We start from the raw sequence: 13,824 nt of genomic DNA, 5'->3' as shown, positions 1-13,824 counted from the left end.
TGCATGGCAATCTGGAAACGATCGATAGAACTGGATGAACTGAACCGGATGGGTGAGAACTCACTGGTGGCACATCTGGGCATTGTGTTTACCGTGATCGGCGACGATTACCTGGAGGCCATCATGCCGGTAGATGCACGCACGCAGCAGCCATTTGGTTTGTTGCACGGTGGCGCATCGGTGGTGTTGGCGGAATCGATGGGATCGATTGCCGGCTATCTCAGCGTGGAAGAGGGAAAAAGCGTGGTGGGGATTGAGGTGAGTGCCAGTCATCACCGCGCGGTCAGCAGCGGCGAAGTGCGCGGTATCTGCCGCCCACTGCATCTCGGTGCACGTAATCAAAGCTGGCAGATCGAGATCCGCAATGGACGCGATCAGTTGTGCTGTAGTAGCCGTTTGACGGTGGCAGTGCTCGGGTAATTTGACCTGGTATGCCATCCTTTCTGCCGTAGCGGCGCGATTTATCGCGCGGGTGTTTCCGGCATTGTGTAGGGTATTGCGCGATAAATCGCGCCGCTACGCATCGGCAACAAAAAAGCGGCCATCTGGCCGCTTTTTGCTGGAGCAATTAACGCTGGTAAATGATTTCGACGCCCTCGTCGTCATCTTCATCCCAGTCGTCATCCCAGTCTTCGTCTTCTTCCACTTCCTGCGCGTTTTCCATCGCTTCACGGTGGTAATCATCCCACATGAAGGCAACTTTCTCCGGCTCTTTCGCTTCTTCTTCGACTTCTTTCGGGTTCGCGATGATGAAGCTCATCACGTCCCAACACAGGTCGTTGACGCCATCACGGCTGGCAGCGGAAATCAGATAGTATTTATTTTCCCAGCCCAGTGCTTCTGCAATCGCTTTAGCACGGCTTTCCGCTTCTTCACGGCTCAGCAGGTCAGTTTTGTTGAACACCAGCCAGCGCGGCTTCTGATACAGTTTATCGCTGTACTTTTCCAGCTCGCCGAGGATGATGCGCGCGTTTTCTACCGGATCAGACTCGTCAATCGGCGCGATGTCGATCAGGTGCAACAACACGCGGCAGCGTTCAAGGTGTTTCAGGAAACGAATACCCAGGCCCGCACCTTCCGCAGCACCTTCAATCAGGCCCGGAATGTCGGCGACCACAAAGCTTTTTTCGCTGTCCATACGCACCACGCCCAGGCTTGGCACCAGGGTGGTAAACGGATAATCAGCAACTTTTGGCTTAGCGGCAGAAACAGCACGAATAAAGGTCGATTTACCTGCATTCGGCAAACCAAGCATACCGACGTCAGCCAGCAGCATCAGCTCCAGTTGCAGGTCACGTTTTTCACCCGGCGTACCCATCGTTTTCTGGCGCGGAGTACGGTTCACAGAGGATTTAAAACGGGTATTGCCCAGACCATGCCAGCCGCCTTTGGCGACCATCAACTTCTGCTCGTGGCGTGTCATATCGCCCAGCGTTTCACCGGTGCCCTGGTCAATGACACGCGTCCCCACAGGGACTTTGACGATGATGTCTTTACCACGTTTGCCGGTACAGTCACGGCTCTGGCCATTCTGGCCACGCTCAGCACGGAAAGATTTTTCGAAACGATAATCGATCAGGGTATTCAGGTTTTCATCCGCCAGCAGGTAAACGTCGCCGCCATCGCCGCCGTCACCACCGTCCGGACCACCTTTCGGAATGTATTTTTCGCGGCGGAAGCTGACGCAACCATTACCGCCATCACCCGCGACCACCAGGATCGTCGCTTCATCAACAAACTTCATTTTCTTTCTCCGTCACACTAACGTTCTCAGCGGGTTCCCAACTGCGAACGGGTCCGCCAGGGTCTTCTGCGCTGACCGGCGGCGGATAATACAGGATGGGCAATGCCTTGTGTACATAAATTGTACAGCAATCTGCGTCAGGATGCAGGCTTACGCGCGCTCCGCAGCAGAATGTAAAAAGCCCCGCAAAGCTGCGGGGCCTTTCATTCGTTCGTTCAGACGTTAACCGTCTGCGTCACGACAACCTTACTCAGCAACGATGCTGATGTATTTACGGTTGTTCGGACCTTTAACTTCGAATTTAACTTTGCCGTCTGCGGTAGCAAACAGGGTGTGGTCACGACCACAACCTACGTTGTTACCAGCGTGGAATTTGGTACCACGCTGACGAACGATGATGCTACCTGCCAGAACAGATTCACCACCGAAACGTTTAACACCCAGACGTTTTGCATTGGAGTCACGACCGTTACGAGTCGAGCCACCAGCCTTTTTATGTGCCATTTGTCAGATCTCCTCTTAGGCGCTGATGCCAGTGATTTTCACATCAGTGAACCACTGACGGTGGCCCTGCTGCTTACGGTAGTGCTTACGACGACGAAACTTAACGATTTTAATTTTCTCGCCACGACCATGAGCAACAACTTCTGCTTTGATCACGCCGCCTGAAACCAGTGGCGCGCCGATTTTCACGTCTTCGCCATTTGCAATCATCAGAACCTGGTCGAACTCGATGGTTTCACCGGTTGCGATGTCCAGCTTTTCCAGGCGAACGGTCTGACCTTCGCTTACTCGGTGTTGTTTACCACCACTTTGGAAAACCGCGTACATATAAAACTCCGCTTCTGCGCATGCCTTTTTGTTTATCAGGCGGCGCTATAAATATTCACAATAGGGCGCGAATTCTACGCAAATCTCCAGCAGAAGACAAGTGCACTTTGCACTCTCTTGCAGAAAAAAAGCGCAGGATGAATGCAAACGTTTATCGAGGCGATTTTTCAAGTACAATCAGTAACAGATTACCTGAACTCACGCTGGGTAAAAGCGCTTACCATGCCGAGAAACGAGTCATAGCTGAACAGACGAATGAACTTAGAACAGATTAATGAATTAACCGCGCAGGACATGGCGGCCGTCAACCAGACCATCCTCGACCAGCTGAATTCAGATGTCTCGCTGATTAACCAGTTGGGTTATTACATCATCAGCGGCGGCGGAAAACGTATTCGCCCGATGATTGCGGTGCTGTCAGCACGCGCACTGAATTACCAGGGTTCGCAACATATCACCAATGCGGCGCTGATCGAATTTATCCACACCGCCACGCTGCTGCATGACGATGTGGTGGATGAATCCGATATGCGTCGTGGCAAAGCGACGGCCAATGCCGCCTTTGGCAACGCTGCCAGCGTGCTGGTCGGTGATTTTATCTACACCCGTGCTTTCCAGATGATGACCAGCATGGGATCCCTGAAGATCCTTGCACTGATGTCTGAAGCGGTAAACGTGATCGCCGAGGGCGAAGTGTTACAGCTGATGAACGTCAACGATCCGGATATCACTGAAGAGAATTACATGCGGGTGATTTACAGCAAAACCGCCCGTCTGTTTGAAGCTGCTTCGCAAGCGTCCGCCATTCTCGCTGAAGCCACCCCGGCACAAGAAAAAGCGCTCCAGGATTATGGTCGCTATATTGGCACCGCTTTCCAGTTAATTGACGATTTGCTGGACTACAGCGCCGACGGTGAGACGCTGGGCAAAAATACCGGTGATGACCTGAGTGAAGGGAAACCGACGCTGCCCTTGCTGCATGCCATGCACCACGGCACGCCTGAGCAGGCGCAGATGATTCGTCGCGCCATTGAAGAGGGTAATGGCCGCCATCTGCTGGAACCCGTGCTGGAAGCGATGCAACAATGCGGCTCGCTGGCGTGGACGCGCCAACGCGCGGAAGAAGAGGCTGATAAAGCGATCGCTGCGCTGAAAATCCTGCCGGAAACGCCGTGGCGTAGCGCACTTGAGGCCCTGGCCCATATGTCCGTCCAACGCGATTTTTAATCTCTATGGGGCCGTTTCTGGCCCCTTCTCGCTCTCACTTCTGCTCCATCCTTTTACATCGTTTGCAAAACTTTTGCGAAATATCACGCAGTTATTGATCATTACTTGAAACTTACTGGAAATTTCTGGAATCTTTTTGCTATAAATATCTGTAACTTTCCAGCTACCTTTGCGAAGGAAAGGCATATTCTCCCGTTGGATTAGATGGCAACATGGACAAGGAGTAGAAGTTTATGCGCATAAGGAGAAAAGACTGGCATTCGGCTGACATTATCGCCCGCCTGAGAAAAAAGGGGATGACAATGGCGGAATTGTCACGACAGTCAGGTCTGAGCTCATCAACGCTGGCCAATGCAATCGTTCGCCCCTGGCCGAAAGGTGAATGGTTGATTGCCGGAGCACTCAATATTCATCCCTCAGAGATCTGGCCGAGCCGGTATTATGATCCTAAGACACGTTGCTTACGCGATCGCAAAGTACGCCTGCCCGCTGAAAAAGATCCTGAATTGCCTGTAGATCCTGAAGCCTCTTGCCCGGATCTCTGACAAAAAAAACCAGCCGCATCATGCGACTGGTTTCTTTATTTCAAGCCGATAAGATCGTTATTCGCCGCTGACGCGTTCGATATTCGCACCCATCGCTTTCAGCTTATCTTCGATATGCTCATAACCACGATCGATATGGTAAATGCGATCAACCAACGTGGTGCCTTCCGCAATGCAACCTGCCAATACCAGGCTGGCCGACGCACGTAAGTCAGTCGCCATCACCTGAGCACCAGAAAGAGTTTCAACGCCATGACAGATCGCCGTGTTGCTTTCGATTTCCGCGTGCGCACCCATGCGGATCAGCTCAGGGATGTGCATAAAGCGGTTTTCGAAGATCGTCTCGGTGATCACGCCAGTACCTTCTGCCACCAGGTTAAGTAGCGTGAACTGCGCCTGCATGTCAGTCGGGAAGCCCGGATGCGGAGCAGTGCGAACATTGACCGCTTTCGGACGCTTACCATGCATATCAAGGCTGATCCAGTCTTCACCGGTTTCGATATCCGCACCGGCATCACGCAGTTTAGCCAGTACGGCATCCAGCGTATCAGGCTGGGTATTGTGGCACAGCACTTTGCCACGCGAGATCGCCGCCGCCACCAGGAAAGTACCGGTTTCGATACGGTCTGGCAGTACGCGATACACGCCGCCACCCAGGCGTTCTACACCTTCGATGGTGATTTTATCAGTACCTGCGCCACTGATTTTCGCACCCAGGGTGTTGAGGAAGTTTGCCGTATCGACAATTTCCGGTTCACGCGCGGCGTTTTCAATGATAGTGGTACCGGTCGCCAGGGTCGCTGCGCTCATAATGGTCACGGTGGCACCCACGCTCACTTTGTCCATCACGATATGCGCGCCTTTCAGACGACCATCAACCGAGGCTTTGACATAGCCCTCTTCCAGTTTGATCTCCGCACCCAGCTGCTCAAGGCCGGTAATGTGCAGATCAACCGGACGTGCACCAATCGCGCAGCCGCCCGGCAGTGACACTTGTCCCTGACCAAAGCGCGCAACCAGCGGCCCCAGCGCCCAAATGGAGGCTCGCATGGTTTTAACCAGATCGTAAGGCGCACAGAAGACATTAACTTCGCGCGCATCAACGTGTACCGAACCATTGCGTTCAACTTTCGCACCCAGCTGACTCAGCAGCTTCATGGTGGTGTCGATGTCACGCAGTTTCGGCACATTCTGAATCTCTACTGGCTCTTCAGCCAACAGCGCTGCAAACAGAATAGGTAGCGCAGCGTTTTTCGCCCCGGAGATGGTGACTTCACCACTCAAACGGGTCGGGCCTTGCACACGAAATTTGTCCATTAACATGGTTCTCAATATCCATCCCAACAAGCCCGCCTGAGCAGGCTTGTGCGCTTAGAAACCGTTAAGTTTCCGATCGCGCGCCCACTCGGCAGGGGTATAAGTTTTAATAGAAACCGCATGAATGCGATTATCCGCAATATATTCCATCAGAGGCGCGTAAACCGCCTGCTGTTTTTTAACCCGGCTCAGCTCGCCAAACATCTCACCGACGGCAATCACCTGAAAGTGGCTGCCATCGTTGCTGAGGACATGTACTTCGTCTAACGGCAGCGCCTGCATCAGCACAGCCTGAACTTCACTATTTTCCATCGCTCTTTGCTTCAAGTTAATAAGAATAAGCCAGACATCTTAGAGGAAAGTTCCTGACTCTTAAATACGCAAAAGCCCCTGAAAGCATCAGGGGCTTTATAGATGTGGATAATGATTAGGCGGTTTGTTCCGCAGAAACAATTATCTGCTGGAGGTTATAAAGCGTAATCAGTGACTGGAGTTTCTCGGTAATACCGCTAAAGCATGGCGTGCTGCCTTGCGCACGAACGATTTCACGTAAATGCACCAACAACGCCAGACCTGCCGAATCAACACGATCCAGCGCAGCCACATCAATGGTATCGATGCCTGCCATAGCCGTTTCACGCTGATGCCACAAGGCAAGAAGCGTATCACGGTCCAGTTTGCCGCTCAGGGCCAGTGTGCTGCCAGTGCGCTGCCAGCGTAATGGTTCGCTCATTATTGCTGCTTATCCAGAGAGATAGGCTGCGCTGCTGAGGCTTTCAACTGCGCGGTCAGACCATCAATACCTTTGGTGCGCAGCAGATCGCCCCACTCATTCTGTTTGGTGGTGATCATACTGATGCCTTCAGCCACCATGTCATAGGCTTGCCAGTCACCGGTGCGGGTGTTCTTACGCCACTGGAAATCAAGGCGAACCGGCGGGCGACCATTAGGATCAATAATCGTGACACGAATTGCCAGGATATTGGCATCGCCAATCGGCTGTTCCGGTTGGATTTGGTAGGTCTGACCGTGATACAGGGCCAGAGCCTGACCGTAAGCCTGCGCCAGATAATCACCAAAAGCGGCAAAGTAAGCATCACGCTGCGCAGGAGTCGCATCACGATAGTAACGGCCCAGCACCAATGCACCGGCGTATTTGATCTGGACATACGGCAGCAATTCCTGGCGCACGATATCGCGCAGGTAGTTCGGGTCCTGCTTGATCTTCGGCTGTTCGTTTTTCAGGCGAGTAAAGGTTTTCGCCGCCGCTTCATCCATCAGTTTATAGGGATTGCTCTGGTCCGCGGCCGTAGCGGCCAGGGGAACGATGGCCAGCATGGCAATCATCAGTAAACGTTTTAACATCGTGTTGTACCTCTTGGGATTATTCCGTTACTGCGGGTGCGCTCTCCGCACCCTGTTGTTTATTATCGTTTTTATTGTCGCCGCTCTTATACAAGAACTGGCCAATTAAATCTTCCAGCACCAGCGCCGATTTGGTATCGCGCAGCGTACCGCCATCTTTCAGCATCGCTGATCCGAGATCCGGGTCATCAAAGCCCAGATTCAACGCCAGAAACTGTTCACCCAGTAATCCCTGGGTGCGGATCGCCAGTGAACTGGTGTCCGGTATTTTGTCAGCGTATTGATCGCTGATCGCCATCGTCACGCGCGGCGACAGGGTTTTATCATCCAGAGAGATATCGGTCACTCGACCAATCACCACGCCGCCAATCTTGACCGGCGAGCTGACTTTCAGGCCGCCGATATTATCGAACGTGGCATACAGCTTCCATGTAGGTTCAGTCCCCAGCGACTTCAGGTCAGCAACACGCAGGCTGAGAAACAGCATTGCCAGCAGAGCCAGCAGCATGAAGACGCCTACCCAAATTTCGTTTTTCTTGCTTTGCATTGCATCATTTCCCAAACATCAGTGCTGTCAGCACAAAATCCAATCCGAGTACCGCCAGTGAAGCGTGCACCACGGTACGCGTCGTCGCCCGACTGATCCCTTCCGAGGTCGGGATGGCATCATAGCCATTGAACAGCGCAATCCAGGTTACCGTAATGGCGAAGACTGCGCTTTTGATAATGCAGTTGATGACATCAGTACGGAAATCCACGGCATTTTGCATCGCGGACCAGAAGAACCCTGGATCGATCCCCTTCCAGCTGACACCCACCAACGCGCCGCCCGCAATCCCCACAGCCGTAAAAATCAACGCCAGCAGCGGCATGCTGATAAAACCAGCCCAGAAACGCGGTGACACCACGCGGCGCAGCGGGTCGACTGCCATCATCTCCATGCTGGAGAGCTGCTCAGTCGCCTTCATCAGGCCAATTTCCGCCGTCAACGCCGATCCTGCGCGCCCGGCAAACAGCAAGGCGGTGACCACCGGGCCAAGTTCACGCAGCAGCGACAGCGCCACCAACATGCCAAGGCTGGTTTCCGCGCTGTAGGTGGTGAGAACCAGATAGCCCTGCAATCCCAGCACCATACCGATAAACAACCCGGAAACCATGATGATCAGCAGTGACATGACGCCCACGCTGTAGAGTTGCTTAATCAGCAATGGCGCGTGTTTGCGAAACGCCGGTTTACCCACCAGCGCATGAAACAACATCATTCCTGCGCGACCAAACGCCGCACAGGTGTTTATCCCCTGACGTCCAAGTGACGCCAGCGCCTGTAACAACATCAGTTTAGGTTCTCCCTGCTTGGGTCAAATCAGCCAGATAATCCCCGGCCGGAAAGCGGAATGGCACCGGGCCATCCGCATGCCCCTCAATAAACTGGCGCACGCGTGGATCTGCGTTTTGTCGCAATTCAGGCGCACTTCCCTGAGCAATAACTTTTTGCCCGGCAACAATATAGGCATGATCCGCAATGCTCAAGACCTCTGGCACATCGTGCGAAACCACAATGCAGGTTACGCCCAGCGAATGGTTCAACTCATCAATCAATTTCACCAGCACACCCATAGTGATCGGATCCTGACCGACAAAGGGTTCATCAAACATGATCAGATCCGGCTCCAGCGCAATCGCGCGCGCCAGGGCAGCACGCCGTGCCATACCGCCCGACAGTTCCGCCGGTTTGAGTTGTGCCGCGCCGCGCAGCCCCACCGCCTCCAGCTTCATCATCACCGTGCTGTGCAGCAGCTCCGGCGGTAATTGCGTATGCTCACGCAACGGCCAGGCGACATTGTCAAAGACGCTAAGATCGGTAAAAAGTGCCCCCGACTGGAACAACATGCTCATTTTTTTACGCACTTCATACAATCTGCTGCGCGACAATGAGGGAATGTTCTCATCGTGAAACCAGATTTCACCTTTATCCGGTTGCAGCTGGCCACCAATCAGACGAAGTAATGTGGTTTTACCAATACCTGACGGCCCCATGATGGCGGTAACTTTGCCCGCCGGTACCGTTAAGGATATGTCGTCGAAGATGGTGCGATCTCCGCGCGAAAAGCTCACGCCACGAACCTCAACCAGATTCGCTTGTTGCTGGATCATCTTTACCTCTTAATGGGGATCGGGCGTTATCGTGTCCGGGGATGGTAGCCTGTAAGGCCGCAATGCACGAGAGTTTTACAGAAACTTACCCACCCGGTGTGGCGAAAACCGCCTTAAAATTTACTTTTGCCTCTCAGACAGTCAAAATCAGCGCCTGTTTCAATGCGCTAATGTTTTTACCCGTCGGTCAAGGTGTGCCGACACCCCCGGCCATCAAGGATTTTTCATGTTCGTAGCCACTGCCCTGCTGTTCATTGGATTGATTTTACTGGCTTACGGTGCTGACCGATTAGTTTTCAGTGCCGCGATCCTCAGTCGATCCTTTGGCATCCCGCCATTAATCATCGGTATGACGGTGGTCAGCATCGGCACTTCGCTTCCAGAATTGATCGTCTCTTTCTCCGCCGCGCAACATGGGCAGATGGATTTAGCAGTAGGCACAGCTCTGGGTTCGAACATCACCAATATTTTGCTAATCCTGGGCGGCGCGGCGCTGCTGCACCCCTTAACCGTCCACTCCAATCTGATTCGTCGCGAACTCCCGTTAATGCTGCTGGTCTCACTGCTGAGCGGCATCATGTTGTTTGATAATCATCTTAGCCGCCTCGATGGTGTGGCTTTGTTGCTGATTGCGCTGGTTTATCTGTTGGTGGTGATCCGCATCGCGCGCCGTGCCGAACGCGAGAACAATGACACCCTGACGCGCGAACAATTAGCCGAGCTACCACGCGATGAAACCGGTAATACCGTGGCCTTCCTGTGGCTTGCTGTGGCGTTGCTAATCCTGCCTATGTCGACCCGGATGGTGATCGATAACGCGACGGTCTTTGCCGACTATTTCGGGGTGAGTGAACTGGTGATGGGCCTGACGCTGATCTCGGTAGGTACCAGCCTGCCAGAGCTGGCGACTGTGATTGCCGGGGCCATGAAAGGCGAGGACGATATCGCCATCGGCAACCTGATCGGTGCCAACATTTATAATCTGGCTATCGTACTGGGCCTGCCTGCGCTGATTCATCCGGGCAGTATTGATCCCCACGCGTTTGCCCGGGATTACTGGGTCATGTTGGGGGTTAGCGTGTTGTTCGCCCTGCTGTGCCTGCAACCGCGACGCCGAATTGGCCGGGCAGCAGGCACCTTGTTGTTAGCTGGATTTATCGTGTGGGTGTGCTGGCTGTGGCTTAGCCCCATGTTTACCCCAAGTTAATAAGGACAGACTGAGCATGTCACATCAGCGACTGGATTTTGACTTTCAACAGGCGGGCAAAGCGGTGCTGCGCATTGAGCGCGAAGGACTTGAGCAACTCGATCAATATATCAATGACGATTTCTCCCGCGCCTGCGAAATGATCTTTGCCTGTCGGGGCAAAGTGGTGGTGATGGGTATGGGCAAGTCCGGACATATCGGCAAAAAAATCGCCGCCACGTTCGCCAGCACCGGAACGCCAGCGTTCTTTGTTCATCCGGCGGAAGCCAGCCACGGTGACCTTGGCATGGTCAGCACCGATGATGTGGTGGTGGCCATTTCTAATAGCGGCGAATCCAACGAAATCCTCGCGCTAATCCCGGTTCTTAAGCGACAGAAAGTCCAGCTGATTTGTATCACCAGCCGTGCCGACAGCGCGATGGGACGTGCCGCCGATGTGCATCTGTGCGTCAAAGTGCCACAGGAAGCCTGTCCTCTTGGGCTGGCCCCAACCACCAGCACCACCGCAACGCTGGTGATGGGCGATGCGCTGGCCGTCGCGCTGCTGGAAGCGCGTGGCTTTACCCAGGAAGATTTTGCACTGTCCCATCCCGGTGGAGCTCTCGGACGTAAACTGCTGCTGCATGTCAGCGACATCATGCACAGCGGTGACGAGATCCCGCATGTCTCTCGGGATGCCTCACTGCGTGATGCGTTGCTGGAGATCACGCGTAAAAATCTCGGCCTGACGGTGATCGTTGATGACCTGATGAAAATCGAAGGCATCTTTACCGATGGTGACTTGCGTCGGGTGTTTGATATGGGTATCGATTTCCAGTCAGCCAGCATCAAAGATGTGATGACACGCGGCGGTATTCGCGTACGTCCCAACCTGCTGGCCGTTGACGCCCTTAATCTGATGCAAAACAAAAACATCACTGCGCTGCTGGTGGCCGATGACGATCGCCTGCTCGGTGTGGTACATATGCATGACATGCTGCGCGCTGGCGTTGTCTGAACAGGAAAAGAACATGAGTGTTGAAACAGCTGCAATCGAGACCTGCTATGGTCCGGTAAGCGCAGAAGTGATGGCGCGCGCAGCGCAGATCCGCCTGCTGATTTGTGATGTGGACGGCGTAATGTCAGACGGCCTGATTTATATGGGCAACAGCGGCGAAGAACTGAAAGCTTTCAACGTGCGCGATGGCTATGGCATTCGTTGCCTGCTGACCTCCGGCATTGAAGTGGCTATTATTACCGGCCGCAATGCCAAACTGATGGAAGATCGCTGCAAAACCCTCGGCATTACGCATCTTTACCAGGGACAATCGGATAAGCTTTTGGCCTGGCGCGAACTCCTGGATAAACTGTCATTATCTGCGGAACAGGTGGCGTATATCGGTGATGACCTGATCGACTGGCCGGTAATGGCCCGCGTGGGTCTGAGCGTAGCGGTCGCCGATGCGCACCCGATTCTGTTGCCGCGCGCGCATTACGTCACCCGCATTGCCGGTGGCCGCGGTGCGGTACGAGAACTTTGCGATCTGATCTTAATGGCGCAGAACAAATTTGAGGATGCCAAAGGGCAATCAGTATGAGTAAAAGCAGGCGTTGGATAACGCTGATTCTGGCCCTAATCGCTCTGGTGCTGATTGGCTGGAATCTTACCAACCAGGATGAGAGCAAAGCGCCGGTTACCACCAACGACCAGGAGCCGACTTACACCAGTTCGACTTCTCACACCGTGGTGTACAATCCAGACGGTGCGCTGGCCTACAAACTGATTTCGGATAAAGTGACCTACTTTGCTGCCGATGAACTGAGCTGGTTCGATAATCCGGTGATGACCACTTACGACGTGAATAAAATTCCGACCTGGTCTGTGCGCGCCGATAAGGCAAAGCTCACCAAAGATCGTATGCTTTATCTTTACGGCCACGTTGAAGTGAACACCCTGACGCAGGATTCGGAGCTGGAACGCATTAAAACCGATAATGCGGTGGTCAATCTCGTCACCCAGGATGTTACCTCAGACGATCAGGTCACCCTTTATGGCCGCAGTTTTAACTCTACTGGCATGAAGATGCGCGGCAACTTACGGACGAAAAATGCCCAGTTGATTGAAAAGGTCAAATCCTCCTATGAAATCCAAAATGAAAAACAACAGCCTTAAATTACTGCTGGTCAGCGCCCTGTTAGCCACCAGCTTGCCCGCTCTGGCATTAACCGGGGATTCTGACAAACCCGTGAATATCGATTCAGAGAATCAGTCGCTGGATCTGCAAGGCAATGTCGCTACCTTTACCGGCAACGTCATCGTGACTCAGGGATCGATCAAGATCACCGCCGACAAAGTCGTCGTCACTCGCCCGGGTGGTGACAGCAAAAAAACCATCGTTGATGCCTGGGGCAACCCGGCAACCTTTTATCAGATGCAGGACAACGGTAAGCCGGTACAGGGTCATGCGGCCAAATTGCACTATGAACTGGCGAATGACTTTGTTGAGCTGACGGGTAACGCCTACATTGAACAGTTGGATAGCAATATCAAAGGCGATCGCATCACCTATCTGGTGAAAGAACAGAAAATGCAGGCCTACAGTCAGGGCCAGAGCAAACGCGTGACCACCGTGCTGGTGCCGTCGCAGTTGCAGGACAAAAACGGTTCATCCCAGAGCCAAAAGAAGAGTAACTAATTTCTATGGCCACACTGATCGCTGAAAACCTGGCGAAAGCCTACAAAGGCCGCCGCGTGGTAGAAGACGTTAGCCTGCAAGTTAAATCCGGCGAAATTGTCGGATTGCTTGGCCCCAACGGGGCCGGTAAAACCACCACCTTCTACATGGTGGTCGGAATTGTGCCGCGCGATGCCGGTCGTATTGTGATTGATGATGAAGACATCAGCATTCTGCCGCTGCATGCGCGTGCCCGTCGCGGCATTGGTTATCTGCCGCAGGAAGCCTCGATTTTCCGTCGCCTCAGCGTTTACGACAACCTGATGGCCGTATTGCAGATCCGTGACGATCTCAGCGAAGAGCAGCGTCAGGATCGAGCCAACGAACTGATGGAAGAGTTCCACATCGAACACCTGCGTGACAGCATGGGCCAGGCACTCTCCGGCGGTGAACGCCGTCGTGTCGAGATTGCCCGCGCGCTGGCTGCCAATCCTAAGTTTATCCTGCTGGATGAACCATTTGCCGGTGTTGACCCGATTTCCGTCATTGATATCAAGAAGATCATTGAACATCTGCGCGACAGTGGGTTGGGTGTGCTGATTACCGACCACAACGTACGCGAAACCCTTGCCGTTTGTGAACGCGCTTACATCGTCAGCCAGGGGCATCTGATTGCTCACGGCACACCCGATGAAATACTTGCAGATGAGCAGGTTAAGCGTGTTTATTTGGGCGAAGAGTTCAGACTCTGATAAGGTGTCGGAACCTCCGACGTTTGCT

The 13,824-nt window shown here is 53.5% G+C and carries 19 protein-coding genes; 9 read left to right on the top strand and 10 right to left on the bottom strand.

Annotation, left to right across the window (positions count from 1 at the left end):
• Window positions 1-3: 3 nt before the first annotated feature.
• A complete protein-coding gene (locus AC6I8T_RS02580; RefSeq protein ID WP_021185718.1) occupies window positions 4-420 on the top strand; it encodes a hotdog fold thioesterase in 417 nt (138 codons plus the stop codon).
• Between the two features lie 148 nt (window positions 421-568).
• Here AC6I8T_RS02580 and cgtA read toward each other — a convergent pair whose 3' ends face one another.
• The 3 genes from cgtA to rplU all read right to left on the bottom strand — a co-directional run bounded on the left by cgtA (window position 569) and on the right by rplU (window position 2,575).
• A complete protein-coding gene (gene cgtA, locus AC6I8T_RS02575) occupies window positions 569-1,744 on the bottom strand; it encodes an Obg family GTPase CgtA (RefSeq protein WP_021184255.1) in 1,176 nt (391 codons plus the stop codon).
• A 246-nt stretch (window positions 1,745-1,990) separates the two neighbouring features.
• Window positions 1,991-2,248, bottom strand: a complete 258-nt coding sequence (gene rpmA, locus AC6I8T_RS02570; RefSeq protein WP_006121751.1) for a 50S ribosomal protein L27 — start codon at window positions 2,246-2,248, stop codon at window positions 1,991-1,993.
• A 15-nt stretch (window positions 2,249-2,263) separates the two neighbouring features.
• A complete protein-coding gene (gene rplU, locus AC6I8T_RS02565) occupies window positions 2,264-2,575 on the bottom strand; it encodes a 50S ribosomal protein L21 (RefSeq protein ID WP_013507673.1) in 312 nt (103 codons plus the stop codon).
• Between the two features lie 255 nt (window positions 2,576-2,830).
• On the opposite strand from rplU, the gene ispB reads away from it, so the two are divergent.
• Complete coding sequence (gene ispB, locus AC6I8T_RS02560) at window positions 2,831-3,802, top strand: octaprenyl diphosphate synthase (RefSeq protein ID WP_013507672.1); 972 nt, start codon at window positions 2,831-2,833, stop codon at window positions 3,800-3,802.
• A 233-nt stretch (window positions 3,803-4,035) separates the two neighbouring features.
• A complete protein-coding gene (locus AC6I8T_RS02555) occupies window positions 4,036-4,347 on the top strand; it encodes a helix-turn-helix domain-containing protein (RefSeq protein ID WP_208724693.1) in 312 nt (103 codons plus the stop codon).
• Window positions 4,348-4,404: 57 nt separating this feature from the next.
• On the opposite strand, the gene murA is transcribed toward AC6I8T_RS02555, so the two are convergent.
• The 7 genes from murA to mlaF all read right to left on the bottom strand — a co-directional run bounded on the left by murA (window position 4,405) and on the right by mlaF (window position 9,183).
• Window positions 4,405-5,664, bottom strand: coding sequence for a UDP-N-acetylglucosamine 1-carboxyvinyltransferase (murA, locus tag AC6I8T_RS02550; RefSeq protein ID WP_036626380.1), 1,260 nt, complete (start codon window positions 5,662-5,664; stop codon window positions 4,405-4,407).
• 54 nt (window positions 5,665-5,718) lie between these two features.
• Window positions 5,719-5,976, bottom strand: coding sequence for a BolA family iron metabolism protein IbaG (gene ibaG / locus AC6I8T_RS02545; protein WP_021184251.1), 258 nt, complete (start codon window positions 5,974-5,976; stop codon window positions 5,719-5,721).
• A gap of 115 nt (window positions 5,977-6,091) precedes the next feature.
• Window positions 6,092-6,397, bottom strand: a complete 306-nt coding sequence (gene mlaB, locus AC6I8T_RS02540; protein ID WP_021184250.1) for a lipid asymmetry maintenance protein MlaB — start codon at window positions 6,395-6,397, stop codon at window positions 6,092-6,094.
• Window positions 6,397-7,029 carry a phospholipid-binding protein MlaC gene (mlaC, locus tag AC6I8T_RS02535; protein ID WP_208724692.1) on the bottom strand — a complete coding sequence of 211 codons (633 nt, stop codon included), beginning with the start codon at window positions 7,027-7,029 and terminating at the stop codon, window positions 6,397-6,399. Before mlaC ends, mlaB begins: the two co-directional genes overlap by 1 nt.
• Window positions 7,030-7,048: 19 nt before the next feature.
• Window positions 7,049-7,576, bottom strand: coding sequence for an outer membrane lipid asymmetry maintenance protein MlaD (mlaD, locus tag AC6I8T_RS02530; protein WP_208724691.1), 528 nt, complete (start codon window positions 7,574-7,576; stop codon window positions 7,049-7,051).
• A gap of 4 nt (window positions 7,577-7,580) precedes the next feature.
• Window positions 7,581-8,363 carry a lipid asymmetry maintenance ABC transporter permease subunit MlaE gene (gene mlaE, locus AC6I8T_RS02525; RefSeq protein ID WP_021184247.1) on the bottom strand — a complete coding sequence of 261 codons (783 nt, stop codon included), beginning with the start codon at window positions 8,361-8,363 and terminating at the stop codon, window positions 7,581-7,583.
• A 4-nt stretch (window positions 8,364-8,367) separates the two neighbouring features.
• Entirely contained in the window at window positions 8,368-9,183 is an 816-nt protein-coding gene (mlaF, locus tag AC6I8T_RS02520; protein WP_021184246.1) for a phospholipid ABC transporter ATP-binding protein MlaF, read from the bottom strand.
• Between the two features lie 226 nt (window positions 9,184-9,409).
• Between mlaF and AC6I8T_RS02515 the strand changes: the two genes are divergently transcribed.
• The 6 genes from AC6I8T_RS02515 to lptB are packed head-to-tail and all read left to right on the top strand — an operon-like array spanning window position 9,410 to window position 13,796.
• On the top strand, window positions 9,410-10,390 hold the full coding sequence (locus tag AC6I8T_RS02515) for a calcium/sodium antiporter (protein WP_021184245.1): 981 nt from the start codon (window positions 9,410-9,412) through the stop codon (window positions 10,388-10,390).
• Between the two features lie 16 nt (window positions 10,391-10,406).
• Complete coding sequence (gene kdsD / locus AC6I8T_RS02510; RefSeq protein ID WP_021184244.1) at window positions 10,407-11,387, top strand: arabinose-5-phosphate isomerase KdsD; 981 nt, start codon at window positions 10,407-10,409, stop codon at window positions 11,385-11,387.
• Between the two features lie 13 nt (window positions 11,388-11,400).
• The gene (gene kdsC, locus AC6I8T_RS02505) at window positions 11,401-11,967 is read left to right on the top strand and encodes a 3-deoxy-manno-octulosonate-8-phosphatase KdsC (RefSeq protein ID WP_021184243.1); all 567 of its coding nucleotides are present in this window, start codon (window positions 11,401-11,403) and stop codon (window positions 11,965-11,967) included.
• The gene (gene lptC / locus AC6I8T_RS02500) at window positions 11,964-12,542 is read left to right on the top strand and encodes an LPS export ABC transporter periplasmic protein LptC (protein ID WP_021184242.1); all 579 of its coding nucleotides are present in this window, start codon (window positions 11,964-11,966) and stop codon (window positions 12,540-12,542) included. The genes kdsC and lptC overlap by 4 nt, the downstream gene beginning before the upstream one ends.
• The gene (gene lptA, locus AC6I8T_RS02495; RefSeq protein ID WP_036626375.1) at window positions 12,511-13,065 is read left to right on the top strand and encodes a lipopolysaccharide ABC transporter substrate-binding protein LptA; all 555 of its coding nucleotides are present in this window, start codon (window positions 12,511-12,513) and stop codon (window positions 13,063-13,065) included. Before lptC ends, lptA begins: the two co-directional genes overlap by 32 nt.
• Window positions 13,066-13,070: 5 nt before the next feature.
• Window positions 13,071-13,796 carry an LPS export ABC transporter ATP-binding protein gene (lptB, locus tag AC6I8T_RS02490; protein WP_021184240.1) on the top strand — a complete coding sequence of 242 codons (726 nt, stop codon included), beginning with the start codon at window positions 13,071-13,073 and terminating at the stop codon, window positions 13,794-13,796.
• Window positions 13,797-13,824 lie beyond the last annotated feature (28 nt).

The organism is Pantoea sp. X-Soil-OKNW-556 (genome assembly GCF_059730695.1).
Note: the sequence above shows the minus strand (reverse complement) of the source record. Positions and strands in the feature narration are given on the sequence as shown.